This is a genomic window from Bradyrhizobium sp. 215_C5_N1_1 (genome assembly GCF_052075935.1).
In the GTDB taxonomy this organism is placed as follows: domain Bacteria; phylum Pseudomonadota; class Alphaproteobacteria; order Rhizobiales; family Xanthobacteraceae; genus Bradyrhizobium; species Bradyrhizobium barranii.
Window position 1 is genome coordinate 3719826 of the sequence record NZ_CP197228.1, and the last position, 26746, is coordinate 3746571.

Consider the following 26746-nt stretch of genomic DNA (forward strand, 5'->3'; position numbering starts at 1 on the left):
GAGCGAACCCAACAAAGAGCTGGGTCCCGGCTCTGCGACGCAGCGTTTCACGCTGCATCGAGTCCGGGACACGAAAAACAAAAACAGGGAGAGGCCACCATGGGACTACTCGACGGCAAGGTTGCGCTGATCACCGGCGCGGGCGGGGGGCTCGGTGAGGCCTACGCAAAACTGTTCGCGCGGGAAGGGGCGTCCGTCGTCGTCAACGATCTCGGCGGTCCCCGTGACGGCTCCGGGGCCGACAAGTCGATGGCGCAGCTCGTGGTGGATGCGATCAAGGCCGAGGGCGGCAAGGCGGTCGCCAACGGCGCCGACATCTCCACCATGGAGGGCGGCCAGTCGGTGTTCGACGACGCCATCAAGCATTTCGGCCGCGCCGATATCCTCGTCAACAATGCCGGCATCCTGCGAGACCAGACCTTTTCCAAGGCCTCCGAGTCCGACTGGGACAAGGTGATCAAGGTGCATCTGAAGGGCACCTTTTGTTGCACCATGCCGGTGTTTCGCTGGATGCGGGAAAACGGCGGCGGCGTCATCGTCAACACCTCCTCGACATCAGGGCTGATCGGCAATTTCGGTCAGACCAACTACGGCGCGGCCAAGGGCGGCATCTGGGGCCTGTCCAACGTGCTGGCGATCGAGGGCCGGAAGTACAACATCCGGATCTGGACGCTGGCGCCGGGCGCGCTGACCCGCATGACCGCAGACCTGCCCCGCTATAAGGAGAACCCCGGTGCGGCGCTGGGGCCGGACGGCATCGCGCCGGCCGTGCTATACATGGTCAGCGACTTGTCCGGCGACCAGACCGGCAAGGTGCTGGGTGTGTCCGGGCCCCGCGGCGTGCGCGAAATGCGGATGATGGAAATGGAAGGCTGGAAACCGCCGCACTCGGGCTGGAACGCCCAGGACATCGCCGATCACGCCAAGGAGATCTTCTTCTCCGAGGAGCAGATCAAGATGGGGGCGCGGAGGTTTTAGCCACACTGTCATTCCGGGCGCGACGAGGTCGCGATCCCGGAATGACGACAGACGATAGGACAAGAGACCCGATGAAACTCACCGCCGACGCCAAGGGCACCTTCGCAATCGCGCCGACACCGTTCCACGATGACGGCCGGATCGACGAGCGCTCGATCGACCGCCTGACCGATTTCTACGAGGAGGTCGGCTGCGACGGCGTCACGGTGCTGGGCATCCTCGGCGAGGCGCCGAAGCTCGATGCCGCGGAGGCCGAGCAGGTGGCGGTGCGCTTCGTCAAGCGCGCCAAGAAGATGCAGGTGATCGTCGGCGTCTCCGCGCCGGGCTTTGCCACCATGCGCTCGCTGGCGAAGGCCTCGATGGATGCCGGCGCGGCTGGCGTGATGATCGCGCCGCCGCCGTCGCTCCGTACCGACGACCAGATCGTCGGCTACTATAAGCAGGCGGCGGAGGCGATCGGGCCCGATGTGCCCTGGGTGCTGCAGGACTATCCGCTGACGCTCTCGGTGATCTTCACCCCCGCCGTGATCCGCAAGATCGTCACCGACAATCCGAATTGCGTGATGCTCAAGCACGAGGACTGGCCGGGCCTCGAAAAGATCTCGACGCTGCGCAGCTTCCAGAAGGACGGCTCGCTCCGTTCGCTCTCGATCCTCTGCGGCAATGGCGGACTCTTTTTGGACTTCGAGATGGAGCGCGGCGCCGACGGCGCCATGACCGGCTATGCTTTCCCGGAGCTCCTGATCGACGTCGTGCGCCTCTCGAAGGAGGGCAAGCGCGACGCTGCGCATGATCTGTTCGATGCGCATCTGCCGCTGATCCGCTACGAGCAGCAGCCGGGCGCAGGTCTGGCGGTGCGCAAGCACGTGCTGCAGAAGCGCGGCATCATCGCTTCCAGCGCCCAGCGCAAGCCGGGCGCGACCATCACGCCGGCGGCGAAGGCGGAGGTCGATTACCTCCTGTCGCGCGTCGCCCGCGTCGACAAGCGCGCCAATCTTGGCCCGCAATCCAGCGCCGCAGGTTAGTTGAATGCCCGAGACATCAGCATCACGCCCGGCTTCGACCATCCTTCTGCTCCGTGACGGCGCAAAGGTCGACGGCAAGAGCCGCGACGAAATCGAAGTGTTCATGATGGTCCGCCATCATCAGATCGAGTTCAACTCGGGCGCGCTGGTGTTTCCCGGCGGCAGTGTCGATGCCGGCGACAACGAGATCGTCGCCCGTGCTGACCTCTATTCGGGCGGCGAAGCCTTAAGTGAATCGGATCGCGGTTTTCGGATCGCCGCGATCCGCGAGACCTTTGAGGAGAGCGGTATCCTGCTGGCGCGGGCGAAGGATTCGGGGACGCCGATCGATGCCATGCGCGCCGGCGAGATCGCCGACAAGCATCGCGTCGCCCTCAACGAGCACAAGATCAGCTTCCTGAGTATCCTCGCCGACAACGGCCTCCAGCTCGCGCTGGATACGCTCGTGCCCTACGCGCACTGGATCACGCCAGAGGGCATGCCGAAGCGGTTCGACACCTGGTTCTTCCTCGCGGCCGCACCGCCCGATCAGCTCGGCGCCCATGACGGCCGGGAGTCCACCGACTCGATCTGGGTGTCGCCGCGCGAGGCGGTGGAGGGCGGCGAGAGCGGCCGCTTCAAGCTGCCGTTCCCGACCACGCGCAACCTGATCCGGCTCGCCAAGCAGGGTAGCGTGGGCGCCGCGCTGGAGCATGCCCGCGGCATGTCGGTCGTCACGGTGATGCCGGTCATGACCAAGACCGAAACCGGCCGCCAACTTCGCATTCCCCGCGAAGCCGGCTATGACGGCGAGGTGTTCGAGGTCGGGGCGGTCGGCTAGGATACTTCGATACCAAACGAAGTATTGGCGGCCACGGACGCGCTAGGTTCTGTCCATCGCGAATGGACGGACGTTCAAAATGGATCAGGGACAGGACACCAACATCGCCGTCGAGCTGGCGCTGCTGGTCGCGCTCGCAACGCTCTGGGGCGGCTCCTACACCTTCATCAAGCTCGGCGTCGCCACCATTCTGCCGCTCACGCTGATCGCGGCGCGCACCACGATCGCCGGTCTGCTGCTGCTCGTCGTCATGTGGGCACGCGGCATCAGGATGCCCATGGATGCCGCGACCTGGCAGCGCTTCGCGTTCCAGGCCGTGCTCAACAGCGTCATCCCCTGGACGCTGATCGCCTGGGGCGAGCGTCATGTCGACGCGTCGCTCGCGACCATCCTCAACTCGGCCGGGCCGATCTTCACCTTCCTGCTCACGGCCGTCGTCACGCGCCACGAGGTGACGACGCCGCGAAAACTGTTCGGCGTGGTCGCCGGCATGGCGGGCATCCTGCTGATCGTCGGCGTCGACGCCTTCCACGACGTCGGCAGCGGCCTCGTCGCGGAGGCCGCCATCGTCGCCGCCACCATCTGCTACGCTTGCGCCGCGATCTTCGGCCGCAGCTTTAAAGGTCTCGATCCGATGGCACCGGCCGCCGGCTCGCTGCTGGCGGGCGCGGCGGCGCTGATCCCGGCCTCGCTGATCGTCGAACAGCCCTGGACGCTGTCGCCCTCGCTGAGTTCCGTGCTGGCGCTGCTCGCGCTGGCGACCTTCTCGACCGCGGCGGCGTTCGCGATCTACTTCCGCCTGATCCAGACGCTGGGCTCGGTCGGCACCACCGCGCAGGCCTATCTGCGCGTGCCCATCGGGGTCGCCATCAGCGTCGCCTTCCTCGGCGAAACCCTGAGCCGGACCGTCTGGATCGGGCTTGCCTGCGTCGTCTTCGGCGTCGCCGCCATGACGATCCCGGCCCGGCGGCCGGTCAGCGTCAAAACGTCATAATCAGGTGGGGAGAAGGGCGGCGGACTCGCGATATTAAGGATATTCGGCAGCGCGAGGCATGTTCCCCCGGGGCCGCAAACCATCGTATATTGGGCCTCCAATAGCCCGGTCCTCAAAAGCCCCAATGTCCGCCGAATTGACGCCGACCCCTGAGAAAAAGCGAACATTCTCGCTCTCCATCGGCCAGCTCACCTTCGGCAGCTTCCTCCTGGTGCTGGCGGTGATCATCGTCACCTCGACCGCGAGCGTGATCGCGATCCGGCACATCGATACGACCTTCGCCGAGTTGCAGCGGCTCCAGAGCGTCGGCGACCTCGCCGAGGACATCGACCGCCGCATGAACGAGCTGCGGCTCGCCGCGCGCGACTTCGTCACCGATCCCGGCGCCGGCACCCAGTTCAAGCAGGTCGGCGAGGCGGCCTCGACACTGAACGACATCCTGAGGAAGACCCGCATCGAGCTCGCGCCCGAGCAGCAGGACATGATCGACGGGGTCACCGAGCGCCTTGCGACCTATCGCAATGGCCTCGAGCGGATCTCGACCCTGATCGACCGCCGCGCCCAGCTGCTCGCCGGGCTGCCGCCGCTGCGCGACCGGTTCGACGTGGCCGTCGGAGCCGCGGCGGACCGCGAGCTCGCCTCCCGCCTGTCGGAATCGCAGAGCCGGATCGCACTCGGGCTGCTCGCGCGCAACCCGTCCGCCGCCGAGCAGGCCGCACAGGGGATGCGGGCGATGGACATCGCGGACGCCAGGCTGAAGACGGCCGTGAACGACTATGCCGAGGCCATCATCGCGGTGGCGGTCCGGGAGCGGCAGATCGCCGATATCGACCGCGAGGTGCTGGGCACCGAGGGCCGCCTGATCGGCCGCGTCACGGAACTCCTGCGCGAGGTCAGCGCCCGGCGCGGCCACGTGCTGTCGCGCGATTTCGCCCGCACGCTGACGGAGGCGCGGTGGCAGAGCATCGTGTTCGGCACCATCGGCGTCTTGATCGGCATTCTCGCGGCCGGCTTCGTGGTGCGGCGGACCGTCCGGCCGCTTGCGAAGATCGCGAGATCCATCCGCGCGCTCGCAGCGGGCGAGAAGGACACCTCGATCCCGTCGGCCGACCTCGACAACGAGATCGGCGACATCGCGCGCGCGGCCGAAGTGTTCCGCCGCGCACTGGAGGAGGCCGACACGGCGCGCGAGGCGGCGGTGCGGGCGCTCACCGAGCAGCGCCTCGCCGAAGAGAGCTACCGTAAACTGTTCGAGGGCTCGGTCGACGGCATCTATGTCACGACGCCGGCCGGCGATCTCCTCAACGCCAATCCGGCGCTGGCGCGGATGATGGGCTATGACAGCCCGCAGCAGCTCATCGACAGCATCAACGACATCGCCCACACCATCTACGTCCACCCCGAGGCGCGCGCCGAATATCAGCGGCTGATGGCGCGCGACGGCATCGTGCGCGAGTTCGAGTACCAGGTGCGCCAGCGCAGCGGCAACATCCTGTGGCTGTCCGACAGCGCCACGGGCGTGCGGGACGAGGCGGGCAACATCGTCCGCTACGAGGGCACGCTGCGCGACATCACCGACCAGAAGCGGGCGGAAGACGCCATCGCCGAAGGACGGCGCCTGCTCCAGCAGGTCATCGACACCGTGCCCGCGGTCATCAACGTCAAGGACCGCGAGCTGCGCTACGTGCTGATGAACCGCTACATGGCCGGCATCTTCGGCATCGAGCCCGCCGATGCGCTCGGCCGCACCACCGCGGATCTGATGTCGCGCTACGGCGCAGCCAAGACCGACGAGAACGACAAGCGGGTGCTCAGGCTTCGAAAAGGTCTCGGCTTCTACGAAGAGGAATACAAGGATTCCTCCGGCAACATGCGGCAATGGCTGGTCAACAAGTTGCCGCTGCTCGATGCCGACGGCGAGATCGAGCGGATCGTTACCGTGGCGCTCGACATCGGCGAGCGCAAGCGCGGCGAGCAGGAGATGCGCAAAGCCAAGGAATCCGCCGAGACCGCGTTGCGAAACCTGCGCGAGACCCAGGCCTCGCTGATCGAGGCGGAGAAGCTCGCCGCGCTCGGACGGCTCGTCGCCGGCGTCGCCCACGAGGTCAACAATCCCGTCGGTATCAGCCTCACGGTCGCATCCGCGCTGGAGCGCAAGACCGCGATGTTCACCTCCGAAGTCGAGCGCGGCGAGCTCCGTCGCTCCACGCTCAACGACTTCCTCAACACCAGCCGCGATGCGTCCTCGCAGCTCGTCTCCAACCTGAACCGCGCGGCCGAGCTGATCCAGTCGTTCAAGCAGGTCGCGGCCGACCGCAACTACTCGGACCAGCGCAGCTTCGATCTCGGCGACCTCACCGAGCAGGTGGTGATGAGCCTGCGGCCGGGCTTGCGCAAACACAATCTGACGCTCAACGTCGAGTGCCAGCCGAGCCTGACCATGAACAGCTATCCCGGCCCGTATGGCCAGGTGCTGACCAATCTGTTTCTCAATTCGGTGGCGCACGCCTTCCCGGACGGCCGGCCGGGGATCATCGACATCCAGGTGCGCGAGTCCGGCAAGGACAATGTCGAGATCATTTTCTCGGACAATGGCTGCGGCATGTCGCTCGACGTCCGCCGGCGCGCCTTCGATCCGTTCTTCACCACGCGGCGCGACCAGGGCGGCACCGGCCTCGGACTGCACATCGTCTACAGCATCGTCACCAATCGCCTCGGCGGGCGGCTCGATCTTGATTCCGAGCCGGGCGAGGGGACACGCATCCAGATCATCCTGCCGCGCACCGCGCCGCTCGAGCAGGCTGCGGAATAGTCCCGCGCCTAATCAGCTTCCGCGAGCTTGTGCAGCGTGGCGCCGAAAATCAGGCTGGCCTTGCCGACGAGCGCTGTGCCCGTCATCTCGGCGCGGGTGTCCGTGTAGGTCCCGCTGACGCCGATGCCGACCGGGGCAGGGCCGCCGAACAGCGGATTGTCATCGCCCCGCGGCGAAGTGTGCCGTTGCACCAGCACCTCGCCTTTGAAGGTGTGGTCGTCCTTCACGACGTAGCTGCCGGTGTAATAGAGGTACGCATCGCCGCCAAGAATCTTGCCGTCGCGAAAAAGAATCACGCCGCTGCCCTTGCCGACTCGACCATCGAGCAGGTTCACGTGAATCGAATAGAGGCCGTTCTTCATCACGTCCCACAGGCCGGCCGCCATCGCCCAACGGCGTAACCGGTAGAGCTTTTATGCCAAAGCGCGTTCCCGCGCGCAACGCGGCAGTTTGCCGGGCTGCGGTGCGATCTTGCCGCCGCCAGCCGTAGTTGTCCCGGCTTGTCTATGACACCACCATGACTGTCTGATCATGACGCGAGGCCAGTCGTTGCGAATCAAGTTGGCCCGCGAAATGCATAACCATTGTTGCACTGGCCGCGGGGTGCTGGAGCAAGACAAACGTGAGCAACTGGATCGATTCCGGCGGCGATGAGCCGCGTCTGTACAGTGTGCGTCCCACGATTTGCGAAACACAACGGCCGACTGGCGGCGCGCCACGCTGGCGAAGCATGGTGAGCCTCACTTGCACCCTGGCCTTGATCGCGCTCGCAGTCCCCTCGGGGCATGCGCGCGACCGCGGCCAGTTCGTCAACACCAATGCCGAATTGAAGGCGTGGTTCGACGGCCTGCGCAGCGGCAAGGGGCCTTGCTGTTCCGATGCCGACGGCTCGGCGCTCTCGGACACTGACTGGGAGAGCAAGGACGGACATTATCGTGTCCGCATCCCGCGCCTGGGCCACGTGCTCGACGGCCAGCAGCAGGAGCTCGTCTGGGTTGACGTGCCCGAGGAGGCCGTCATCTCGGAGCCGAACCGGGTCGGCCGCACCATGGTGTGGCCGATCTACGGCTACATGGGCGTCGCCATCCGCTGCTTTATGCCTGGCAGCATGAGTTAGCCGGGCGAGCGCACGCCCGGCCTCTCGTCGACCTCAGATGCGGCGCCGCGTCAGGTGTATTTCTTGTCGCGCTCGAGCAGCTCGATGGAGATGCCTTCCGGGCCGCGGATGAAGCAGATGCGCACGCCGGGCCGGATCGTGGTCGGCTCGCGCGTGAAGGTGACGCCCTTGGCCTTGATCTCGGCCGCGACGGCGTCGATGTCCTTCACGGTGAGACCGAAATGGTCGAGGCCCTGATGCGGGTGCGGCGGCGGCGGGTTGACGGCGTTGTCGCCCTCGAGTGATGCGATGAAGATCTTTGCGCCGCCGAGATTCACGTCGATCCGTCCCGGTGCGCGCACGACCTCGCCGCCGAGGATGTCCCGCAGCCAGGCCGCTGTGGCCTCCGGGTCGGGACTGCGCAGATGGACGTGATCCCAAGTGACGACGACTGGCATTTCATGTTCTCCCAACGGGGTCTTCGATGTTGCAGCGCATGTTAGCGGCCCCGGCTGGTGATCGCCACCGTCCTTGCCGACTCGGCCTGAGCGCGGGAACCTTAGTTCGTCTCCCGGATTAAGGTAAACAGTGGCCGAGTCCGTCGTCGAACGAACTCCGGCCGCGGTCGGTGATACAGCCATGAACGCCAGGTTTGACCGGATCGGGTGGGGACGTTTCGCCGGGAGCGGCGAGCGCCTGGCGCGAGCCGTGACGATCGCGAGCGTCTCGTTCGGGCGAAGCCTGCTCTGGCTACTGGCGGCGATCATCGTCGGCTGCGGGGTGTGGATGCTGCTGCCGCTCTCCAGGGGCAACAGCACCGAGCCGGTGAAGTCTGACGTGGCAACGGTCGAACCGGCACCTCCGGGCAGTACGGCGGCGGCGGTCTCGCCGATTTCCGAAGCTCAGGCGTCAGCCGCGGCAGAACTCGATCGCCTCAAAATCTCATCGCAGACCTGGCGCCGTGGCGGGCTCGGCTCGAAGGCGTTGGTAACGTTCACGCTGCGAAACGACAATGACTATGCCGTTAAGGATCTGGAGATCGTCTGCGCGTTCACGCGGCGCGATGGCAGTCATCTCACCGACCGCAGCCGCGTGCTTGCCGACACGGTAACGATGAAGAGCCGCAAGACCTTTGCGCGTATCGCTGTCGGCTTCATCAACGTTAACGCCGATCAGGCGAAGTGTTCGCTGGTCGCAGCACGGCGCGCGTAACGCCCGGCAGTTCCCGGTAGCGGAAAAGTTACTGTCCGCAGCCCTTGGCCAAAAAACTTGGCGTTGCCATTTGAACCAAGGGCCGGGTGCAGGAACCAATTAGAGTATCGCCGGTTTAAGGCGAAGAGCCCACGCGGGGATGCGGGGGGCGGAGCGTGGCCGATGCCCATTTTCAGGTACTTCGTTTTCGTCGGTGGAGCGTTGCTCGCACTGTTGTTCGCGGCGGATTACGTTCTGCCATCGCAACCGGTCGCACGGGCCATCGTCACCGCAAGCAACGATCAGCCCTTGATCCGGATCCGGTCGGATCGCCACTTGCCTGAGCGTGTCGTGCTCGACACCAGCCAGCCGACGATTGCCGCACCCGCAGTGAAGACCGCTGCGGTCGTTGCGCCTCAGCCGCCGGTGCAGGAGGCCGCTTCGCCGGAGCTGGCCGAGATGTCGGCCAAGGCCCGGGTGCGCGAGACCTTCGCCCAGTTTACGCCGGCCCCGAAGGCCAATGCCGCTGCGGCCAGGAAGACCGAGGCCAAGCCGCAAGTTCAGGCGCAGGCTCAGCTCCCTCAGGTCCAGGCTCAGCCCAAGCGCAAGGTCGCCAGGGCGCACCCGGCGCCGTATCAGGGCCGGCCGATGATGCTGGTCGCCCAGCAGCCCCATTTCGGTCTCTTCAATACGACTTGGTGAGGGCGCCTCCGACCCGTCTCGAAACGAGACGGGGAGGGCTTTTTATTGGTCAATCTCTCTGCTAATTCGAACCCATCCGAACGCCGTCCGGTGCGCTGGCTTGCCAGCCGCGGTCAGGCGCTTCTCGGTTGCGGCCCAATACCCGGGCCGGGGCGCTCGTAGCTCAGCTGGATAGAGCATCGGATTTCGATTCCGAGGGTCGGGAGTTCGAATCTCTCCGAGCGCGCCACTTGCCAGGCCGGAGCCTTGAGGCCCGGCCGGCCCAATTCGCGGGTCCCCTTACTTGCCCTGGATCTTCAGCCCATTGGGGCCGACATTGATCTGCAGGCCGTCGGGCTGCTTTTTCGCCTGGTAGAGGTTGTAGCCGAGCACGGCTGCCGTGACGACCAGTGCGCCGATGATCAGAAACAACAGATTGCGGCTGATGGACATTCATTTCCCTGAACCACTTGGTTGACGGTGAGAAAAACCCCGCGTGTGGGTTGCGCGGGGTGTTTCAGTGCGCCCCGGGGCGGGCCGCGGCACATTGCTCGGACTTGCTAACGTGGTTCGAAGGAGCAGGTTCCCTGGCGGCCCGGCGCCGTGGGCCCAAGCAACATCACCACCGCTAAACCCGTGATCTCAGCTTGCGGAACGGCAGGTGTGGCGGGCCCGTGCCAGCGTGTCGGAGGGCGCCTCGTGGAAGGTCGCGCGGTAGGCCGCGGCAAACTCGCCGAGGTGATGAAATCCCTGGGCGCGTGCGCACGTGGCGACCGTCGCGCCGCCGCCCTTGAGCAGCCGCGAGCGTGTGGCCCACAGCCGCTTCAGGCGGATGTATTGATGCAGGCTCATGCCGCGCACCTTGCTCACCGCGCCGCCGAGCGTTCGGACCGAAACGCCCAACTCGCCGGCGAGATTGGCCGTATAGATCGGAGCGGTCGGATAGGCCGAGACGTAATCGTCGATCTGTTGCACGAGCCTGGCCGATCGCGCGCCTGCATTCGGGGCGGTGCGATCAGACGACTGGTCGATTTGAAACAGGTCGTCGAGGGCGAGCAACAGGCCCTCCTGGAGATGCGCGGCGACCTCGGTGGTTTCGAACATGTGCGGCTCTACGGACGCGGTCCGCAGGATGTCGAGAACAAGCTGACGCGCGTAGAGATGCGCCACGGGGTCCGCGATGCGAACCCACAATGTATCGGCGCGATCGAACCAGCCGCGATCCCTGAGCGCGGGGGAAAACATGATCAGCGCGTGGTAGTTGGTCTGATGCTCGACGAAATGACAATGATGATTGCCGCGCAAGGCGATGAAAACGCGCGAGTCGAGTTCGATCCCGCTCGAGCTGGCGCGCAGATCGTCGGTCATCGGCAGGATCACCATGCCGCCCGGTGCGCGATAGGCGGTATCGAGAATCCGCGCAAACGACCTCGCCACGATGATCCGGCACCCCGGCAGGTTCACGATCGCACGCGCCGCAGCGAAGTTGGCGACGTCGAGCGGAATGCTGCGGGCGTCTTCCATCGACTCGGCCGGTCGAAACGCGTCGACATCGGAAAACCGGATCAACTGGAGCGCGGAGGAGGGGGCGAGAGCGTCGAAGAACATGCTTCTGGCCGAATGCTGAAATGTGACAATTAAATGAAAATCGATACATCGCAATCAATGGCGAAACAGGATGATTCAGTAAACCGGATTCCGGGCCGTAGTATTGCGGACATCATGCCACGCGGCGCGGCGGGTCGATGTCACCGTCAACGGTCCCGGTTCATCGGTTGGCCTGAGGCGAGGTCGATGAAATGGAGACGCGTGCAGGCGGGACAGGCGAAGGACTCGAAGCTCCGCCCCTCGAGCCGCCGCCCCTCAAGCCTCCGCTCGTCAAGGCTCCGCTCGTCAGGCCTTGGCTGCCTCTCGAGATGCGTCTGCACATTCATGCCCGTCTGAGGGCATCGGAAAACAATGAAATCCGCCATCGACGCAGAATGACGGCACATCGAATTTCATCTTTGATCTAGATCAGTTTTGGAATCGCTCCACGCAAGCCGCGAGCACGCGAATGGACACAACGCGCGATCTCGCAAAAGCGAAGGGGCCCGAGAGGGCCCCTTTGGAAATCACCAGCGGCGATAGCGTGGTCCGTAATAGCGAGGCCCATAGGCGCGCGGCCCATACCCATAATATCGGGGCCCGTAATACGGCCGCGGGCCGTAATACCCATCATAGTTCGGGCGCCAGAAACAGCGTCCCCAGGCGTCGCAGACCATGCGGACCTGCTCGACGTCGGAGACCTGCGGCGTCGCAGGTGCGGGCGCGATGGGCATGGCGGACGCCGCCGGTGATGCCATGATGGCACCGAACAGGGATGCGGCGACGAGGCCAGTCTTGAGATTCATGATGTCTTCCTCTGCTTACGCAATACAGGATATCGAAGTTGTTCTGATCAAATTGTGGCGGAACCGAAATGTAATGCTGATGAACAAATCTTCAGCAAAGCTCGCCGCAGACCTGACCTTTCGCTTCGCAAGACTATCCCAGGTTCGCGCGCGTGACCAATGCTGCGCTTGCACTGGCGCTGCCTGGCAGGACATTGCGTTCATCTTTGATCCTGCGCAATTCGCCGGCACGACTTCATCCCTAGTCTTGCCGTAGCCAGCGCTTCGAGGAATTCGAAGAGCAGGCTCGCGAGATTGCCTGGAGCTGTGCAATGGACAAGATGAGAATAGACAAGGGTGACTGGCTGATCGTGTGCGACGGGCGCAAGGCGCTCATTTTGGAAAACCTCGGCGACGAGATGTTTCCGAACCTCCACACCCGGGAGGTGCACGAGCAGCCCAATCCCTCGACCAGTGCGCAAGGGACCGATGCGCCGGGCCGGCTGAACGCCGCCGTCGGCGGCGCGCGCAGCTCGGTCGAGCAGACCGATTGGCACGATGAGGCGGAGCGTGCCTTCCTGCGGAGCCTGGCCGGCCGGCTCGATGCCGCCGTCAGCGCGGGCGAGACCTCGGCCCTGACCATGGTGGCCTCACCACGCGCGCTCGGTATGATCCGCGCCGATTATTCGGTCGTGGTGCGCAAGGCGCTTCAGGGCGAGGTCGGCAAGGACCTCGTCAAGCTGCCGGTCTACGAGATCGAGAAGCAATTGCTGCTGTCGGGCGCCGCCAAATAGCGGCCCCCGCAGAGGACGCGCCAGCGCCCCTCAGAAACAGGGGTGCCGGCGGCCGTCCTGGCCGATATAGGTGGCCGAGCTCTGGTAGCAGCGGTTGTTCGACGGGCCGTCGTAGAAGGCGAAGGTGCCGGGGGTAACGCCGGGCCCGTAATTGTGCAGATAGCTGATCGGGTAGGGCAGCGGGTTGGTGTAGTGGCGGTGGTACCGGTGGTGTCCCCGCGCCTCGGCAAGGCTGGGGGCGAGGATTGCGGCCGACAGGGCAGCAACCGCGGCTACAAGCTTCAACGTGCTCATCTCGATTCTCCGGAACCCGCGCGAATAGGTCAGGTGTTTATAGCCATTTCGAGCCGCCGGGACACCCGTCCGGCACCCCGAAATCGGGGCCAATCCCGCCGATTCCCGGGTGGGTGTGACAGAATTGCCCGGAGCAGGGTCGAAGGCTGCCCATTTTTGGCCTTTTCGGGATGCTTAACGAATTCCCCACACAAGTATGGCCAAAGAGAATTCGCTTAAGAATCCTGTTGCCGGCCCTTTGGGGGTCCTTCGAGGCCGGTCCATTCCTGAAGGCTTTCGCCGTCACGCACCATGCGCATCACGCTTTTGAGCCTGCTGTTGCTCTCCGTCGCCGCCGCCACGCCGGCGCGCGCCGAGCTGCACATCACCCGTGACCACGGCGGCTACGTCGAGGAGTACAAGGCCAAGTACAAGCGCGTCCGCGAGAAGGGCGAGCGCGTCATCATCGACGGCATCTGCAACTCGGCCTGCACCCTGGTGCTCGGCATGGTGCCGATGAACAAGATCTGCGTGACGCCGCGCGCCAGCCTCGGCTTCCATCAGGCCTATTACGACAAGGCCTTCACCTTCGGCATCAAGGTCACCAGCGCGGAGGGGACGTCCGACCTGATGTCCTATTACCCCAACACGGTGAAGGACTGGATCCGCCGCAATGGCGGGCTCACCACCGACATGAAGAAGATCAAGAACGGTGTCGAGCTCTGGAAGATCATCGACCCCTGTCCGGAAGAATGGTGAGCGGCTGAGCTGCGCTCCCGCTGTCCGTCGCAGCGCAGCATCGCTCGTTCGGAAATTCGCGTTGCCGCATAGGCCCCGGTCGGGCAATGAGGGCGGCAATGAACCATAATCAAGAAGCCCTGACCGCCCGCGCCGCACCGATCCTGTTCGTCGTGCTCTGGAGCACCGGATTCATCGGCACCAAATACATCATCAACAACGCCGATCCCTTGACCTATCTCGCCATTCGCATGGCGATCGTGGTCGGCCTGATGGCGATCATCGCAGCAATCGCACGACCGAAATGGCCGGACCGTGTCGACGTCGCGCATAGCGCCGTTGCCGGCATTCTCGTCCACGGCTTCTATCTCGGCGGCACGGCCATTGCGATCGCGCATTCGATCCCGGCCGGACTCTCGGCGTTGATTCCGGGCCTTCAGCCGATCCTGACCTCGACCATCGCCAACCGCTGGCTCGGCGAACGCGTGACGCCGGTGCAATGGGCGGGGCTGGTGCTTGGCCTCGGCGGTGTAGCGCTGATCCTGCACGGCCGTCCGATGACCGGCGAGGCGGGGCTCGGCTGGCTCGCCTCGGTGGTGTCGCTGATCAGCATCACGCTCGGCACGCTCTATCAGCGCCGCTACTGCAACCACATCGACTGGCGCGCCGGCAATCTCGTGCAATATATCGCCGTCACCGTCTTCTTCACGGTCGGCGCCTTCCTGTTCGAGGACCGCGTGGTGCACTGGACGCGGGAGTTCGTGCTCGCGCTTGCCTGGCTCGCCGTGGCGCTCTCGATCGGATCGATCGGGCTGTTGTACTGGCTGATCCGCCACGCAGCTGCGACCTCGGTTGCGAGCCTGTTCTACCTGGTGCCCGCCGTCACGGCGCTGATGGCCTATCTGCTGTTCGGGGAGAAGCTCGATGCGCTGGCGATTGCCGGCATGGCGATGTGCGCAGCAGCGGTGTTCGTGGTCAATCGGCGTTTCTAGGCAGGCAGGCCAGTACGTCGGAATACATCCCTGACGTGCGGCGCGCGCTCGTGCTAGGCTGGACTGATTTCAGCTTCCCTTTGGCAAGGTGATTTCCATGAAAAAAGCACGGCGTGCACTGCTCGGCAGGTCCTTGAGGCCGGTCCGGATTGCCTGCATCAACTACGCCGAGGAGATGATGAGCGAGCGGATGATGGGGAGGCTCACGGCGGCGCTCCAGAAATGCTACGACGAGCATTTCCTGCCGGTCTGGGGCTATCCCATCGATCTCGACGTCACCCGCAACCCGAAGCCGACGGACTGGCAGCTGCTCTATTTTGACGACGCCACCCACAAGAACTTCCTCGGGCGGCACGAGCTGACGCACCGCGGCCAGCCGATCTCAAAGATCTTTCTGAAGGCACTCGGCGAGGACGATCCGGTCAGCCTGGCGGCCTCGCACGAACTGTTCGAGATGGTGCTCGATCCCATGGCCAATCTGTGGGCCGACAAGACTCGGCACACCCAATATGCCTACGAGGTCTGCGACGCCGTGGAAGAGGAGTCTTTTCTCGTCAACGGCTTTCCGATGTCGAACTTCGTCTATCCGTCCTGGTTCGAACCGTTCGAGCATCCCCGCGGTACCAAGTTCGACCATATGGGGTCGCTCAAGGCGCCGTTCTCGATGACGGAAGGCGGCTATGTCATCAAGAAGGTCAACGGCCGGAAGGTGATCAAGCAGTTCGGCTCATCCGAGAAGCGGAGGCGCTTCGCCAAGGAGGACCGGCGCGGCCATCGCAGCGAATTTCGTGATCCGCAAGGCGAGCATCACCCGGGCCGGCGCGCAGCCAAGCGGCGAGGGTAGGGGCGGGAGAAGTCTCCGGGCGCGCCCGTACCCGGAGACCTGCTCGAGCCCAGCGATCAGCGCTTGGCCTTCTTTTTCGACTTGGCTGCCTTCTTCGCGGACTTCCTGGTGGCCTTCTTTGCAGCCTTCTTGGCCGCTTTCTTCGACGACTTCTTTGCAGCCTTCTTCGAAGCTTTCTTCGCAGATTTCTTGGATGCCTTCTTGGTCGCCTTCTTGGCTTTCTTCTTGGAAGCCTTCTTCGGCGCTACTTTCTTCGCGACCTTCTTGGCGGCTTTCCTGACCTTCTTGACGGCGGTGACTGCGGCTTCGCTGGTTGCTTCCACGGCGGTGGTGATCGTGTCCAGCGCCTGTTCGGTGATCGGCTTCTCGTCGTCCATATCGTCCCCCACGGTTTGTATGGAGCGATGACGATAGCGGGTTTCAAAATCGAGTCAAAGCAGCGCTCAACCTTTGCGGATCTTTGCGTAGGCTGCGAGCGCGCGCTCACGCCCCTTCGCGTGATCGACGATCGGCTGCGGATAGGTCTTGCCGAGCGTGACGCCCGCGCTCGCAAGCTCGATCGGTGATGCCTGCCAGGGCTGGTGGATCAGCTTGGCCGGCACGTCTTTCAGCTCGGGCACCCAGCGCCGGACATAGGCTCCATCAGGGTCGAACTTCTCGCCCTGGAGAGTTGGATTGAACACGCGGAAATAGGGTGCGGCGTCGGCGCCGCAGCCGGCGACCCATTGCCAGTTGGCGGGATTGCTGCCGGCATCCGCATCGACCAGCGTGTCCCAGAACCAGCTCTCGCCGTCGCGCCAGTCGATCAGGAGATGCTTGACCAGGAAGGACGCCACCACCATCCGCACCCGGTTGTGCATCACGCCGGTGTGCCAGAGCTCGCGCAGGCCGGCATCGACGATGGGATAGCCGGTGCGTCCGCGCTGCCAGGCGGCGAGCGCTTTCTTGTCTCCCTTCCAGGGAAAGCCATCGAAATTCGTTTGCAGGCTTTCGGTGGCAAGGCTCGGGTGATCGTGGAGGAGGTGGCGGCAGAATTCGCGCCAGCCGAGCTCGCTCAGGAACTTTTCGACGCCGGGCCCGATCGCGGGATTCTCCGCTGCGGCAAAGCGCGCGGCGTGCCAGACTTGGCGCGGGCTGAGCTCGCCGAACCTCAAATGAGGCGACAGGCTTGAAGTCCCCTCGCGATCCGGGCGGTCGCGATCGCCGACATAGACGCGCGCGGCGTGCTTGAGGAAGTCGCGGAGGCGCACGCGGGCCGAGGCTTCACCCGGGGTCCAGGTCTGGCGCAGGCCGCCAGCCCAGTCGGGCTTTGTCGGCTCGAGCGTCCAGCTCTCCAGCGCGTCGCTGGCGAGCTGCGGCGCAGGGCGTAGCTCCCGCGGTGCGGGCAGAGGCTTGGGCGGATCGCCCAGCGACAGCACCCGTCGCCAGAACGGCGTGAAGACGCGAAGGCCGCGGCCCTCCTTGTTGCGGATCGCCGAGGGTGGCACCAGCAAGTCGCCAGGGAAGCTCTGCGAGTCCACGCCGCGCTTTGCCAGCGCCGCTTCGAGCTGTTTCTCGACGGCCTGATGCGATGCCTGCGCGATCCCGTTCCAGTAGACCGCTCCTGCTCCGCTCTCGCGCGCCACTTCGGGGATCACCTTGGCCGCCGGCCCCTTGCGCAGGATCAGCGATCCGCCGCGCGTGGCGATCTCGGCGCCGAGCGCCCGCAGCGACTGCGCCAGCCACCAGCGCGTCGCACCGCCCGGTGCCCGTCCGGCCATCTCATCCATCACATAGAGGCAGATCACCGGCGCGCCTGTCTTCGCGGCAGCATGGAGGGCGGGATGGTCGGACAGGCGGAGGTCATCGCGGAACCAGACGATGACAGGCGGCGCGCTTGGCGTGGTCAGGGCAGGCCTCGTTTACAATTTGGCAAGCATGCCGCGTGCGGCGGTGTGAACCGTCGTTAATTCGGTCGTAAGCCGATTGCATGAATATGCAGGAATTCCGGGGGTAGTTCCATTCATGTCCAACCGTGCGACGGCAAAGTTCTTGCCGCAATTCAAGCTGGGTACCAAGGCCGTCCTGTGCGCCGTGCTGCTGATCGCCGTGAACACGGCGCTCGTGGTCGGCGCCGGCTACTGGTCGCTGACCTCCGCCTTCAACGATCGTGCACTGCGCGACATCGAGGTCAATTTGCGCACGCTGGCCCTGGCTTTTGCCGAGGTCGTTCCCGACGCGAAGATCACGATGCGGGATGGCGGGGTCGCGCGCGCCGAGATTCCCAAAATGCCGGAGTTCAGGGATCACGCCATCGTCGATCGCGCGGTGTCCTATGTCGGCGGCAACGCGACCCTGTTCGTGTTCGATGATGCGAGCGGGCAGTTCGTCCGCCGCTCGACCAATGTGAAGAAGGAGAACGGCGACCGCGCTGTCGGGACCCAGCTTGCCGCCGATCATCCCGGGCAGGCCGTCCTGCGCCGCGGCGAGGCGTACAAGGGCCCGGCCACGCTGTTCGGCAAAACCTTCATGACCGCCTATTTCCCGGTCGCGGATGCCACCGGCAAGGTCGTCGGCATTCTCTATGTCGGCATCCCCATGGCGCAGTTCGAGAGCATGCTGACCCAGGCCATCGAGAGCATGGCGATCGCGGCCGGTATCGCCGCGCTCCTGGTCCTGGTCCTCACCTTGCTGGTCGTCCGCCGTATCACCAGGCCGCTGACCTCGGTCACGCGCTCGCTGACGGCGCTGGCCGAAGGCAAGAGCGACGTCGAGATCGATTGCGAGGATCGCGCCGACGAGATCGGCGAGATCGCCCGCACGGTCGCCGTCTTCAAGAGCAACTCGCTGGAGCGGGCGCGCCTGCGCAGCGAGCAGACCGCGGCCACGGCTGCCGCGGCAGAGCAGCGCAAGGCGGAGCTGCGCAATTTCGTCGAGCAGTTCCGCGGCAGCGTCGGCGGCATCCTCGACAAGGTGCTGAGCTCCTCCGGTGAGTTCGAGCGGGTGGCGCGGCAACTCACCGACACTGCACGCTCCACCGCCGACCTGTCGGCGCAGTCGGCCGGCGCATCCGAGAACGCCTCCGAGCACGTGCGCACGGCGGCCTCAGCCTCCGACGAACTGTCCCAGTCGATCTCCGAGATCACCCGCCGGGTGCAGGAATCGAACGAGATCTCCGCCGAGGCGGTACGGCAGGCCGAAGCCACCGACCAGCGCATGGCGCAGCTCTCGGAAGCGGGGGCGCGCATCGGCGACGTCGTCAGGTTGATCACCTCGATCGCCGAGCAGACCAATCTTCTGGCGCTGAACGCCACCATCGAGGCCGCGCGCGCCGGTGACGCCGGTCGCGGCTTCGCGGTGGTGGCCCAGGAGGTCAAGACGCTCGCCGGCCAGACCGCCAAGGCGACAGACGAGATATCGAACCAGATCGCCAGCATGCAGCTTGCAACGGAGGAATCGGTCACCGCCATCAAGGCGATCGGCCAGACCATCGAGCGCATCAGCGGCATCGCGGGCTCGATCTCGGCCGCCGTCGAGCAGCAGAGGAGCGCTACCCACAACATCGCGGCCAGCGTTCGCGCTGCGGCCTCCGGTACTGCCGATGTCGCGGTCAATGTCCGTCACGCTGCCAAGGGCGCGAGCGAGACGGGAGAGACCTCCAGCCGGATGTTTGCCTCTGCCCAGGCGCTGTCAGGCGAGAGCCTGCATCTGAAGGCCGAGGTCGACAGCTTCCTCGACCGCGTGCACGCGGCCTAATCCAACTCGGTCATTTCCGGGGCGGTCCGAAGGACCGAACCCTGGTGCGCATTGCGCACCAGGGAATCTCTAGATCCCGGGTTCTGACGCATCACCCCGGGATGACTTCTTGCGGTCGCTATCCGCGATCGCCAGAAGTCACTTCGGCTGCGGCACGATCCGGATGTAGGGCTTCGGTTCCTTCCAGCCCTGCGGATAGATCGTCTTCGCCTCGTCGTTGGAAACCGAGCCGGCGATGATGACGTCCTCGCCCTGCGTCCAGTCGGCCGGCGTGGCGACGCGATGCTTGGCGGTGAGCTGAAGCGAGTCGATGACGCGCAGGATCTCCTGAAAATTCCGGCCTGTGGTCATCGGATAGACCAGCACCAGCTTGATCTTCTTGTCCGGCCCGATGATGAAGACGTTGCGGACGGTCTGGTTGTCGGCCGGCGTGCGGGTGAGGGGATCGCCCGAGGTCGAGGCCGGCAGCATCTCGTAGAGCTTGGAGACGTTGAAGTCGGTGTCGCCGATCATCGGGTAGTTGGGGGCGGCGCCTTGGGTCTCCTTGATGTCCTCCGACCATTTGGAATGGCGGTCGACCGGATCGACCGAGAGGCCCATCAGCTTGACGCCACGCTTGTCGAATTCCGGCTTCAGCTTGGCAAGCGCGCCGAGCTCGGTCGTACAAACCGGCGTGAAGTCCTTGGGGTGGGAGAACAGGAGAGCCCAGCTATTGCCGATCCAATCGTGGAACTTGATCTTCCCTTCGGTGGTCTCGGCTTCGAAGTCGGGCGCGGTGGTGCCGATCGGGAGTGTCATGGTTCTACCTCATCTCATTGAATTTACTTGGTAATTTATCTTCGGCCGTCGCGGTCAGTATAGGGTCTTCGCGGCCCTAAGTGAACCGCTTCAAGTAAAATGTGAATTTCTTCTCTGAAGGGCCGATTTCCTAGCACCTTTCTGTTACAGCCGCGCCTGCGACGAAACATCTCGACCGGAGCCGTACGGTCTCGATTGCCCCCATAAAGCCTTTTATGACCCGCATCACGCTCGCCCCGACGCCTCCGGAACCGAAATGGTCCTCGTAGCGACTAATCGGCAACCATTGAGAAAAGTCGCGATCCCCATATCGAATCATTAACCACCCCTTTACGCCCGCATGAAAATGCTGGTCGATCAGAAGAAATCTGGAAGTGAACTATGTCTGCCGCTGCGCATAAGTCTGTTGAGTCGCCGTCCCTCGAACCGTCCTGCCGCGATACCGCGGCTCATGCATTGACCGTCGTGCGCGACGGCGTGATCACGGGCGAAGGCCCGACCACCAAGGGCCGGGTCCACTTTTCCCGCTCGCTCGATGCAGATGACACCGCCTGGTGCGCGCGCATCCTGACCGCTACGGCCGTCAACGACCAGCCGGTCAGCCGCGCCGAAGCCGAGGCACTATTCGAGATCAATGAAGCCGCAACCGAGCGCACCGATGGCGGCCGGTTCGACGACCTGCTCGCCAAGGCCGTTGCCCATTACGCCGCGAGCGCCTCGGGCCTGAAGGTGCCGCCGCGCAGCGTTGCGCTGTCGGCAGAGTCTGAGATCGAGAGCTGGGCTCCGTCCTACGCCGCCAAGGTCAACAGCGAGATGCTGGAGTGGATCGCCGGACAGATGCGCGGCAAGCGCCAGAACAACCGTCGCCTGATGGCGATGGTGGCGACCTTCCTGGGCGCCACTGCGCTGCCTTTGGCGGGCCAATTGCCGAACGTATTCGACATCGGCATGTAAGAGTTAGACAGGACTATCGCGCCCCTTGCGAGGCGCGACAGACAGCGGCGGGGTTATTTCCCCGCCGTTTTTTGTTTGCCGGCGTCCGGCTCGAGCCCGAGCGTGCGGCCCGGGAAACCGGCGGCGTCGAAATAGCGCTGGCTGCCGACGCGCTGGAAGTTCAGCACGGTCACCAGGCCGCCCTCGGCGGGCTTGGACTTCAGCGTGCCGGTATAGGCCTTCGGCACGATGCCGTTGGGCAGGGCCTCTGACATCACGCGGCCGACAAGGCCGCCGTTCTGCGGGCCGCGCAGGCCCATGAGCTGGGCGGCCGTCATGCCGACGTCGGCATTGCTGACCGGGATCTGGCTGACATAGCCGGCTTTGAAGTCCGGACCGATCGCGGCCATGAAGTTCATCGTGTCGCCGCGGCTGAAGCTGCCATGCATGCCCTGGCCCTGGCGCAGCACGGTGTCGGCGACCTGCACCGAGCAGTTGGTCGGCGCCTCACCGCAATCGCTGGCATAGGAGCGGAAATTGACGACGATCGCCGGCGTTGGCGTCGCCGACTTGCCGCGCAGATTGATGCTCGACAGCGGCAGGGTACCGGGGATGCGGCCGAGCGAGTCGTCCACGAACAGGCCGGAGACGTAATCCTGCTCGAGCAGCGCCTTGACGGTCTTGGCCGCCAGCTTCTTGTCCTTGTTCGGCAGGTAGATCAGGTCCGAGCCGCCATTGGTGGCGATGACGAGGTCAGGCTTGGTCGGATCCTTGCCGAGCACGCCGTTGCCGGCCTTCGGATGGGCGTTGCCGGTGACGGCGGCGTTCTTGTCGTTGGGGTCGAACAGCGGCAGGTCGAGCGCCTTGGCGAGGTCGATCGCCAAAAAGCCCATCGGCAAAAAGTCCTTCGGCGTGTCGTCATAGCTGACCTTGGCCGAGGGGCTGGTCTTGCTCTCCTTGGAGATGGTCGAGAAGCCGTGGTCGGCCTGGATCATGATGTTGGTATTCGCGGCCAGCCCGAGCTCGTCGAGCGCCTTGCGGAGCTGGGCGAGGTTGTTGTCGGCGTTCTTGATGCTCGCCATCGTGCTCGGGCCGTTGATGCCCGGCTTGATCTGGTTGAGGCTGTCGCCCTGGTTGTGCTGGGTGCCGTCAGGGTCGCGCGACCAGAACACCAGCACGAACGGCTTGTTGCGCGCCTTGAACATCGGCAGCACGGCCTTGGCGGCGACGTCGGCGAAATAAGCCTGCTGCGCGACGTTGGCGACGACGGTGCCGGGCGTCTTGGCATCGCCCGCCTTGGAATTGTCGCCGCGCGGTGGCGTGGCGAGGGGCAGACCGGCCTTGGTCAGCGCGTCCTTCACCTCGTCCGACAGCGCCACGCCGTTCTTGCCGCCGGTGGAGTCGTCGAACACGACCGAATGCAGGCCGGCCTTTTCGGGCTTGTCAGTGTGGTCGAACTGGTAGGTTGGACCGACCTTGCCGATCGCCGCGGTGCTGAAGCCCTTGTCGCGGGCCATCTTCAGAATCGTCTCTTCGTTGAGATAGTCGCCCTTGAAATGCTCGTCGATGTCGCCGAGCACGGCGTCGTTCTCGATGAAGGGGACCACGGTGTCGCCGGCGGGGACGGACGTATAGTTGGTCCAGATCGTGTTGGAGAACACGCCGGTGTCGCCGAGATAGTGACCGGTCGACATCGCCGAGCCGTTGGCCATGGTGAAGGTCGGGAAGAGCGAATGCGGGTTCTTGAAATTGACGCCCTTGTCACGGACCTCGGCCATCGCCGGCGCGGTCTCAGGCGTCACCTTCAGCGCGCGCAGACCATCGGGGATGAAGAGGATCAGGTTGCGGGGCGTGTTGTTCTGGGCGGAGGCAAGTCCTGTGGACAAGACTGTGAGCCCGGCGGACAGCAACACCAGTGAACGGCGCATCGAAATCTCCTGCGGTGAGGCGGCAATGGCCGCGACCGCGGCCCCCGGCCATCGTTTAGTTTTGCTGCATGACAGTTTTGTTACAAGACCCAAGGAGCAAGCAGAAGTGACGGGGAGGTGACCAGGCACCCACGGATGGGGCGTTGTCGGGCACGAGATCACAGTTATTGCGCCGTCATTGCGAGCGCCGCGAAGCAATCCAGAATTCCTCCGTGGCAAAACCCTGGATTGCTTCGCTGCGTTCGCAATGACGGAGGAGGCGACTTCAAGCAAAATTGCCGCCGCCAATTCGGCGAGCGCGATCAACTCCGATCAACGGGTCATGAGGACTACCCCGGAACGAAGTGTCTGAAATCAGCACAGAATCCCGGGCGACTTGCCGCACCAGGTACCCCGTTAATTCCGTGCCTTAACCAACAATTAATTATACGTTTGCGGGTGGGTGACGGCCCGGCCTAGCGTGCGGTGGGGAGCCGCCGAAGCCAAACGAGTTGGTGCGTATCATGATGTCCAGATCATATGGGGCGCTCTTCGCCTCGCTCAGCGCAGCCGCGCTGCTCCTTTCTGCCAATGACGGTTTTGCCAGGCCCGGCGCCACCGCCACCGCCGCGCACGGGATGGCCGCGCCTTCCGGCGCGATCGCGCGTCCGCAGATCGGTCCTGGCGCCCGGTTCCGCGGCCGCAACACGCCTTGGGTCTATTGGCCGGGCGGCGGCGGGTTCTACGACAACGCAGGCTATAACCAGCCTTTCGTCGATGCCGGGCAGCCGGCCTCCACCGACGTGCGTTACACCTATACGTACGACGTTCCCTGGGACTGGACCCATCGCTTCCCGCCGAATGTGGTGCCGTCCGACCGGCCCTATGTGCCAAGCTGCCCGACGGAGCAGGTGACGGTGCCCGGCCGCGGCGGCGGCGAGCACACGGTCAACATCATGCGCTGCTACTGAGCGGCGTCGTCCGCCCAGCTAGCCCAGCTCAAAACTGGTCACGCCGAAGACGCGGTCGATCCGCAGCGGCGGGATCGGCCCTGTGTACATCCGCGCCGTCTCGAACACCGGCTTGAGCCCGAGCGATTCCGCGAGCGCGATGGCCGCGCGATTGATCGCGGGGACGTCGAGGAAGACTTCGCCGCCGCCTGCGCTCGCCAGCAGCGCCTGCACGATCGCTTCCGCCGCTCCGCGGTCGTCGGCGACGAGCGGGCCGATCTTGTGGCCGGTCCGGCAGGGCCGGATCACCCCCCATGCCGCGAGCTCGCCGTCGCGCAGCAGCGCGCCGCCGAGATGGCCTGATGTGTTGATCCAGGCGCGCAGGAAGGTGCTGCGCGCGGCCGGGAAGACGGTCGCGTCGTCGGCTTCAACGAGCGCGAACGGGACATTGTCGAGCGCGACGATTTCGGCGGGTGGATTCGGCGGCGCGGCGACGATGCCGCCATAGCGGATATTGGCGTAGGCAAGCTGGAAGCCGGACTTCTTGTAATTATCCTGCTGCGCGACGACGCCATCGAGCCCGATCACGCGGGCGCCTGCATGTGCGATCGCCGCGTTCCAGATGCGCAGTCCGTGGCCGGCGCCGCGAAAGCCTGAGCGCACGATGTAGAAGCCGAGGAAGGCGAAGCGATCATCGAAATTGACGCAGGAGATTGTTGCGACCGGCTCGCCGTCGATCTCGCCGACGAAGAAGCCCTTCGCGTCCGGGATCGCGAAACAGGCGGCGTCGCCGAGGCCCGGATTCCAGCCCTCGGCCGCGGCCCAGTCGACGGCGATGGCGATCTCCTCGGGGCGAAAATTGCGGATCTGCAGATCGCTCATGACGGATGCCTTCGGCGGTGGACCTGGCGGCAGGTCCGGCGGTAGAAGGCCTCATGATAGGCCGGGCCCGGGGCTCGCCTCAACACAGGGATGATCGGTCATGGCAGCAGAGAAGGTCGCACTTGTCACGGCTGGCGGCAGCGGCATGGGGGCAGGGGCTGCGCGGCGGCTCGCGGCCGACGGCTTTCGCGTCGCGATCCTGTCGTCCTCCGGCAAGGGCGAGGCGCTGGCAGTCGAGCTCGGCGGCCTCGGCGTCACCGGCTCCAACAAGTCGAACGATGATCTGAAGCGGCTCGTCGACGGGGCGATAGCCAAATGGGGACGCATCGATGTGCTCGTCAACAGCGCCGGCCACGGGCCGCGCGCGGCGATCACGGAGATCACCGACGAGCAGTGGCACACCGGCCTCGACACCTATCTCCTCAACGTGATCCGGCCGACCCGGCTGGTGACGCCGGTGATGCAGGCGCAGAAGAGCGGCGCCATCATCAACATCTCGACCGCCTGGGCATTCGAGCCGAGCGCGATGTTTCCGACCTCTGCGGTGTTCCGCGCAGGCCTTGCCGCCTTCACGAAGATCTTCACCGACACTCATGCCGCCGACAACATCCGCATGAACAACGTGCTGCCGGGCTGGATCGACAGCCTGCCGCAGACCGATGCGCGGCGCGAGAGCGTGCCGATGAAGCGCTACGGCAAGGTCGAGGAGGTCGCGGCGACGGTGTCGTTCCTGGCGTCCGAGGGTGCCGCCTACATCACCGGCCAGAATATCCGCGTCGACGGCGGACTGACACGCTCGGTGTGAGTCGGCGCGCGGCTTCGCTCCGCCATTCTGGTGCACTTGTCGTAACGCGACGCGCGGCCTGCGCGGTGCGCCGCTGCGGCGGGGCGACGCGTGGCGTTCGGGTCACACTCGTCACTGGTCTTGCGCGATAAGTCACGGACTACGTCACAGTCCATACGAACTGCGCCGCAGACCGAGACGGCGAGCGGTCCACTCCCTATCCCCAATCTGCGCCGGATGGCTCCCACCGGTGCGCAATTGAAACGCGAGCGTCGATCGCGTGGGGCATGGAGACTCGGAATGAACAAGTTTTTGCTGGCGGTCGCTTCAATTGTGCTCGGCACCGCATCCGCGCAGGCGGCCGACCTCGCGGCGCAATACACCAAGGCGCCGGTGATGGCGCCGGCCTACAACTGGACCGGCTTTTACGTCGGCGGCAATGTCGGCGGGCAGTGGGGCAACGCCGATCTGAACACCTCGACCATCTGGACGCCGGCCGGCTATTTCGCCGCCAGCAGCGTCCCCGCCATCAACACGGTCGGCGCCCAAGGCGTCAACAGCTCCAGCGTGACCGGCGGCTTCACCGCGGGCTATAACTGGCAGGTGAACCACGCCGTGCTCGGCCTCGAAGGCGACATCAACTATTTCGGTTTCAAGGGCAGCGCGACGGGCTCTGCGCTCTATCCCTGCTGCGCGCCGACAGGCTTTACCGTGTCGTCGCAGGTCTCGGCCGATTGGCTCGCCACCATCCGCGGTCGGATCGGCTTCCTCGCGGCTCCGACCTGGCTGCTGTACGCGACGGGCGGCGCGGCGATCTCCGAGGTGAAGGGCAATTTCAATTTCACCGACACGTTCTCAGCCGCGACCGAGTCGGCCGCGATCCGCGACACGCGCCTCGGCTGGACCGCGGGCGTCGGCACCGAATATGCCTTCGGCGGCGGCTGGTCGCTCAAGGCCGAATATCTCTACGTCGATCTCGGCCGCGCCAGCGCGACCAGTACCAATCTGGTCGGCGGCGTAACGCAATATCCGAGCAACGTTTATACCCACTCGGTCGATCTCAAGTCGAACATCGTGCGCGTCGGCGTGAACTACAAGTTCGGCGGACCGGTCGTCGCCAGGTACTGAGCTCATCCCGTTCCTGATC

The 26746-nt window shown here is 64.9% G+C and carries 29 protein-coding genes and 1 tRNA gene; 18 read left to right on the forward strand and 12 right to left on the reverse strand.

Annotated features, from left to right (window positions below; genetic code table 11):
• Window positions 1–99 precede the first annotated feature (99 nt).
• From AB7G19_RS17805 to AB7G19_RS17825, 5 genes are all read left to right on the forward strand, one after another.
• Window positions 100–978, forward strand: coding sequence for an SDR family oxidoreductase (locus AB7G19_RS17805; RefSeq protein ID WP_283016829.1), 879 nt, complete (start codon window positions 100–102; stop codon window positions 976–978).
• 71 nt (window positions 979–1049) lie between these two features.
• A complete protein-coding gene (locus AB7G19_RS17810) occupies window positions 1050–2003 on the forward strand; it encodes a dihydrodipicolinate synthase family protein (RefSeq protein WP_283016828.1) in 954 nt (317 codons plus the stop codon).
• Window positions 2004–2007: 4 nt separating this feature from the next.
• Window positions 2008–2823 (forward strand): NUDIX hydrolase, encoded by an 816-nt coding sequence (locus AB7G19_RS17815; RefSeq protein ID WP_283016827.1) that lies wholly within the window; start codon window positions 2008–2010, stop codon window positions 2821–2823.
• Between the two features lie 79 nt (window positions 2824–2902).
• The gene (locus AB7G19_RS17820; RefSeq protein WP_283016826.1) at window positions 2903–3817 is read left to right on the forward strand and encodes a DMT family transporter; all 915 of its coding nucleotides are present in this window, start codon (window positions 2903–2905) and stop codon (window positions 3815–3817) included.
• 124 nt (window positions 3818–3941) lie between these two features.
• Window positions 3942–6629: a PAS domain S-box protein gene (locus AB7G19_RS17825; RefSeq protein ID WP_283016825.1), complete on the forward strand. Its 2688-nt coding sequence runs from the start codon at window positions 3942–3944 to the stop codon at window positions 6627–6629.
• 8 nt (window positions 6630–6637) lie between these two features.
• Here AB7G19_RS17825 and AB7G19_RS17830 read toward each other — a convergent pair whose 3' ends face one another.
• Window positions 6638–6991: a GrlR family regulatory protein gene (locus tag AB7G19_RS17830; RefSeq protein ID WP_063986297.1), complete on the reverse strand. Its 354-nt coding sequence runs from the start codon at window positions 6989–6991 to the stop codon at window positions 6638–6640.
• Between the two features lie 260 nt (window positions 6992–7251).
• Between AB7G19_RS17830 and AB7G19_RS17835 the strand changes: the two genes are divergently transcribed.
• The gene (locus AB7G19_RS17835) at window positions 7252–7746 is read left to right on the forward strand and encodes a hypothetical protein (RefSeq protein WP_283016824.1); all 495 of its coding nucleotides are present in this window, start codon (window positions 7252–7254) and stop codon (window positions 7744–7746) included.
• Window positions 7747–7796: 50 nt separating this feature from the next.
• Here AB7G19_RS17835 and AB7G19_RS17840 read toward each other — a convergent pair whose 3' ends face one another.
• Complete coding sequence (locus AB7G19_RS17840; RefSeq protein ID WP_283016823.1) at window positions 7797–8183, reverse strand: VOC family protein; 387 nt, start codon at window positions 8181–8183, stop codon at window positions 7797–7799.
• A gap of 181 nt (window positions 8184–8364) precedes the next feature.
• Here AB7G19_RS17840 and AB7G19_RS17845 point away from each other — a divergent pair, with 181 nt between their 5' ends.
• The 3 genes from AB7G19_RS17845 to AB7G19_RS17855 all read left to right on the forward strand — a co-directional run bounded on the left by AB7G19_RS17845 (window position 8365) and on the right by AB7G19_RS17855 (window position 9847).
• On the forward strand, window positions 8365–8937 hold the full coding sequence (locus AB7G19_RS17845; protein ID WP_283016822.1) for a hypothetical protein: 573 nt from the start codon (window positions 8365–8367) through the stop codon (window positions 8935–8937).
• A 162-nt stretch (window positions 8938–9099) separates the two neighbouring features.
• Window positions 9100–9618, forward strand: a complete 519-nt coding sequence (locus AB7G19_RS17850; protein WP_283016821.1) for a hypothetical protein — start codon at window positions 9100–9102, stop codon at window positions 9616–9618.
• A 152-nt stretch (window positions 9619–9770) separates the two neighbouring features.
• A tRNA-Arg gene (locus AB7G19_RS17855) sits at window positions 9771–9847 on the forward strand.
• Window positions 9848–9897: 50 nt separating this feature from the next.
• On the opposite strand, the gene AB7G19_RS17860 is transcribed toward AB7G19_RS17855, so the two are convergent.
• From AB7G19_RS17860 to AB7G19_RS17875, 4 genes are all read right to left on the reverse strand, one after another.
• Complete coding sequence (locus AB7G19_RS17860) at window positions 9898–10050, reverse strand: hypothetical protein (RefSeq protein WP_167768065.1); 153 nt, start codon at window positions 10048–10050, stop codon at window positions 9898–9900.
• A 189-nt stretch (window positions 10051–10239) separates the two neighbouring features.
• Entirely contained in the window at window positions 10240–11205 is a 966-nt protein-coding gene (locus AB7G19_RS17865) for an AraC family transcriptional regulator (RefSeq protein ID WP_283016820.1), read from the reverse strand.
• Between the two features lie 146 nt (window positions 11206–11351).
• Entirely contained in the window at window positions 11352–11570 is a 219-nt protein-coding gene (locus tag AB7G19_RS17870) for a hypothetical protein (RefSeq protein WP_225048974.1), read from the reverse strand.
• Window positions 11571–11711: 141 nt separating this feature from the next.
• On the reverse strand, window positions 11712–11990 hold the full coding sequence (locus AB7G19_RS17875) for a hypothetical protein (RefSeq protein ID WP_071912916.1): 279 nt from the start codon (window positions 11988–11990) through the stop codon (window positions 11712–11714).
• 311 nt (window positions 11991–12301) lie between these two features.
• Between AB7G19_RS17875 and AB7G19_RS17880 the strand changes: the two genes are divergently transcribed.
• Window positions 12302–12763, forward strand: a complete 462-nt coding sequence (locus AB7G19_RS17880) for a host attachment protein (protein WP_283016819.1) — start codon at window positions 12302–12304, stop codon at window positions 12761–12763.
• A gap of 30 nt (window positions 12764–12793) precedes the next feature.
• On the opposite strand, the gene AB7G19_RS17885 is transcribed toward AB7G19_RS17880, so the two are convergent.
• Entirely contained in the window at window positions 12794–13057 is a 264-nt protein-coding gene (locus AB7G19_RS17885; protein ID WP_063982649.1) for a hypothetical protein, read from the reverse strand.
• Between the two features lie 291 nt (window positions 13058–13348).
• Between AB7G19_RS17885 and AB7G19_RS17890 the strand changes: the two genes are divergently transcribed.
• The 3 genes from AB7G19_RS17890 to AB7G19_RS17900 all read left to right on the forward strand — a co-directional run bounded on the left by AB7G19_RS17890 (window position 13349) and on the right by AB7G19_RS17900 (window position 15610).
• Entirely contained in the window at window positions 13349–13795 is a 447-nt protein-coding gene (locus AB7G19_RS17890; protein ID WP_063982650.1) for a hypothetical protein, read from the forward strand.
• Window positions 13796–13893: 98 nt separating this feature from the next.
• Window positions 13894–14766 carry a DMT family transporter gene (locus tag AB7G19_RS17895; RefSeq protein ID WP_028153619.1) on the forward strand — a complete coding sequence of 291 codons (873 nt, stop codon included), beginning with the start codon at window positions 13894–13896 and terminating at the stop codon, window positions 14764–14766.
• Between the two features lie 97 nt (window positions 14767–14863).
• Window positions 14864–15610, forward strand: a complete 747-nt coding sequence (locus AB7G19_RS17900; RefSeq protein ID WP_063982651.1) for a hypothetical protein — start codon at window positions 14864–14866, stop codon at window positions 15608–15610.
• Window positions 15611–15666: 56 nt separating this feature from the next.
• Here the strand turns inward: AB7G19_RS17900 and AB7G19_RS17905 are convergent, their stop codons facing one another.
• Together AB7G19_RS17905 and AB7G19_RS17910 are read right to left on the reverse strand one after the other, a co-directional pair.
• Window positions 15667–15987, reverse strand: a complete 321-nt coding sequence (locus AB7G19_RS17905) for a histone (protein WP_071912924.1) — start codon at window positions 15985–15987, stop codon at window positions 15667–15669.
• A gap of 66 nt (window positions 15988–16053) precedes the next feature.
• A complete protein-coding gene (locus AB7G19_RS17910) occupies window positions 16054–17445 on the reverse strand; it encodes a cryptochrome/photolyase family protein (RefSeq protein ID WP_283018886.1) in 1392 nt (463 codons plus the stop codon).
• Between the two features lie 169 nt (window positions 17446–17614).
• Between AB7G19_RS17910 and AB7G19_RS17915 the strand changes: the two genes are divergently transcribed.
• Window positions 17615–19345, forward strand: a complete 1731-nt coding sequence (locus AB7G19_RS17915; RefSeq protein ID WP_283016816.1) for a methyl-accepting chemotaxis protein — start codon at window positions 17615–17617, stop codon at window positions 19343–19345.
• Between the two features lie 138 nt (window positions 19346–19483).
• Here AB7G19_RS17915 and AB7G19_RS17920 read toward each other — a convergent pair whose 3' ends face one another.
• Window positions 19484–20143, reverse strand: coding sequence for a peroxiredoxin (locus AB7G19_RS17920; protein WP_014494579.1), 660 nt, complete (start codon window positions 20141–20143; stop codon window positions 19484–19486).
• Window positions 20144–20524: 381 nt separating this feature from the next.
• Here AB7G19_RS17920 and AB7G19_RS17925 point away from each other — a divergent pair, with 381 nt between their 5' ends.
• Window positions 20525–21097, forward strand: coding sequence for a hypothetical protein (locus AB7G19_RS17925; protein WP_028154483.1), 573 nt, complete (start codon window positions 20525–20527; stop codon window positions 21095–21097).
• A gap of 53 nt (window positions 21098–21150) precedes the next feature.
• On the opposite strand, the gene AB7G19_RS17930 is transcribed toward AB7G19_RS17925, so the two are convergent.
• Entirely contained in the window at window positions 21151–23004 is a 1854-nt protein-coding gene (locus AB7G19_RS17930) for an alkaline phosphatase family protein (RefSeq protein ID WP_354113685.1), read from the reverse strand.
• Between the two features lie 503 nt (window positions 23005–23507).
• On the opposite strand from AB7G19_RS17930, the gene AB7G19_RS17935 reads away from it, so the two are divergent.
• Window positions 23508–23954: a hypothetical protein gene (locus tag AB7G19_RS17935; protein ID WP_283016815.1), complete on the forward strand. Its 447-nt coding sequence runs from the start codon at window positions 23508–23510 to the stop codon at window positions 23952–23954.
• Window positions 23955–23972: 18 nt separating this feature from the next.
• Here the strand turns inward: AB7G19_RS17935 and AB7G19_RS17940 are convergent, their stop codons facing one another.
• The gene (locus tag AB7G19_RS17940; RefSeq protein WP_283016814.1) at window positions 23973–24815 is read right to left on the reverse strand and encodes a GNAT family N-acetyltransferase; all 843 of its coding nucleotides are present in this window, start codon (window positions 24813–24815) and stop codon (window positions 23973–23975) included.
• A gap of 100 nt (window positions 24816–24915) precedes the next feature.
• Here AB7G19_RS17940 and AB7G19_RS17945 point away from each other — a divergent pair, with 100 nt between their 5' ends.
• Together AB7G19_RS17945 and AB7G19_RS17950 are read left to right on the forward strand one after the other, a co-directional pair.
• Window positions 24916–25620, forward strand: a complete 705-nt coding sequence (locus tag AB7G19_RS17945) for an SDR family oxidoreductase (RefSeq protein ID WP_283016813.1) — start codon at window positions 24916–24918, stop codon at window positions 25618–25620.
• 279 nt (window positions 25621–25899) lie between these two features.
• Window positions 25900–26727, forward strand: coding sequence for an outer membrane protein (locus AB7G19_RS17950; protein ID WP_208087391.1), 828 nt, complete (start codon window positions 25900–25902; stop codon window positions 26725–26727).
• Window positions 26728–26746: the final 19 nt, after the last annotated feature.

Coding starts and splice junctions, on each gene's coding strand:
- AB7G19_RS17805 (WP_283016829.1), top strand. CDS start 100: ATGGGACTACTCGACGGCAAGGTTGCGCTGATCACCGGCGCGGGCGGG.
- AB7G19_RS17810 (WP_283016828.1), top strand. CDS start 1,050: ATGAAACTCACCGCCGACGCCAAGGGCACCTTCGCAATCGCGCCGACA.
- AB7G19_RS17815 (WP_283016827.1), top strand. CDS start 2,008: ATGCCCGAGACATCAGCATCACGCCCGGCTTCGACCATCCTTCTGCTC.
- AB7G19_RS17820 (WP_283016826.1), top strand. CDS start 2,903: ATGGATCAGGGACAGGACACCAACATCGCCGTCGAGCTGGCGCTGCTG.
- AB7G19_RS17825 (WP_283016825.1), top strand. CDS start 3,942: ATGTCCGCCGAATTGACGCCGACCCCTGAGAAAAAGCGAACATTCTCG.
- AB7G19_RS17830 (WP_063986297.1), bottom strand. CDS start 6,991: ATGAAGAACGGCCTCTATTCGATTCACGTGAACCTGCTCGATGGTCGA.
- AB7G19_RS17840 (WP_283016823.1), bottom strand. CDS start 8,183: ATGCCAGTCGTCGTCACTTGGGATCACGTCCATCTGCGCAGTCCCGAC.
- AB7G19_RS17845 (WP_283016822.1), top strand. CDS start 8,365: ATGAACGCCAGGTTTGACCGGATCGGGTGGGGACGTTTCGCCGGGAGC.
- AB7G19_RS17850 (WP_283016821.1), top strand. CDS start 9,100: ATGCCCATTTTCAGGTACTTCGTTTTCGTCGGTGGAGCGTTGCTCGCA.
- AB7G19_RS17860 (WP_167768065.1), bottom strand. CDS start 10,050: ATGTCCATCAGCCGCAATCTGTTGTTTCTGATCATCGGCGCACTGGTC.
- AB7G19_RS17865 (WP_283016820.1), bottom strand. CDS start 11,205: ATGTTCTTCGACGCTCTCGCCCCCTCCTCCGCGCTCCAGTTGATCCGG.
- AB7G19_RS17870 (WP_225048974.1), bottom strand. CDS start 11,570: ATGGCGGATTTCATTGTTTTCCGATGCCCTCAGACGGGCATGAATGTG.
- AB7G19_RS17875 (WP_071912916.1), bottom strand. CDS start 11,990: ATGAATCTCAAGACTGGCCTCGTCGCCGCATCCCTGTTCGGTGCCATC.
- AB7G19_RS17880 (WP_283016819.1), top strand. CDS start 12,302: ATGGACAAGATGAGAATAGACAAGGGTGACTGGCTGATCGTGTGCGAC.
- AB7G19_RS17885 (WP_063982649.1), bottom strand. CDS start 13,057: ATGAGCACGTTGAAGCTTGTAGCCGCGGTTGCTGCCCTGTCGGCCGCA.
- AB7G19_RS17890 (WP_063982650.1), top strand. CDS start 13,349: ATGCGCATCACGCTTTTGAGCCTGCTGTTGCTCTCCGTCGCCGCCGCC.
- AB7G19_RS17895 (WP_028153619.1), top strand. CDS start 13,894: ATGAACCATAATCAAGAAGCCCTGACCGCCCGCGCCGCACCGATCCTG.
- AB7G19_RS17900 (WP_063982651.1), top strand. CDS start 14,864: ATGAAAAAAGCACGGCGTGCACTGCTCGGCAGGTCCTTGAGGCCGGTC.
- AB7G19_RS17905 (WP_071912924.1), bottom strand. CDS start 15,987: ATGGACGACGAGAAGCCGATCACCGAACAGGCGCTGGACACGATCACC.
- AB7G19_RS17915 (WP_283016816.1), top strand. CDS start 17,615: ATGTCCAACCGTGCGACGGCAAAGTTCTTGCCGCAATTCAAGCTGGGT.
- AB7G19_RS17920 (WP_014494579.1), bottom strand. CDS start 20,143: ATGACACTCCCGATCGGCACCACCGCGCCCGACTTCGAAGCCGAGACC.
- AB7G19_RS17925 (WP_028154483.1), top strand. CDS start 20,525: ATGTCTGCCGCTGCGCATAAGTCTGTTGAGTCGCCGTCCCTCGAACCG.
- AB7G19_RS17930 (WP_354113685.1), bottom strand. CDS start 23,004: ATGCGCCGTTCACTGGTGTTGCTGTCCGCCGGGCTCACAGTCTTGTCC.
- AB7G19_RS17935 (WP_283016815.1), top strand. CDS start 23,508: ATGATGTCCAGATCATATGGGGCGCTCTTCGCCTCGCTCAGCGCAGCC.
- AB7G19_RS17940 (WP_283016814.1), bottom strand. CDS start 24,815: ATGAGCGATCTGCAGATCCGCAATTTTCGCCCCGAGGAGATCGCCATC.
- AB7G19_RS17945 (WP_283016813.1), top strand. CDS start 24,916: ATGGCAGCAGAGAAGGTCGCACTTGTCACGGCTGGCGGCAGCGGCATG.
- AB7G19_RS17950 (WP_208087391.1), top strand. CDS start 25,900: ATGAACAAGTTTTTGCTGGCGGTCGCTTCAATTGTGCTCGGCACCGCA.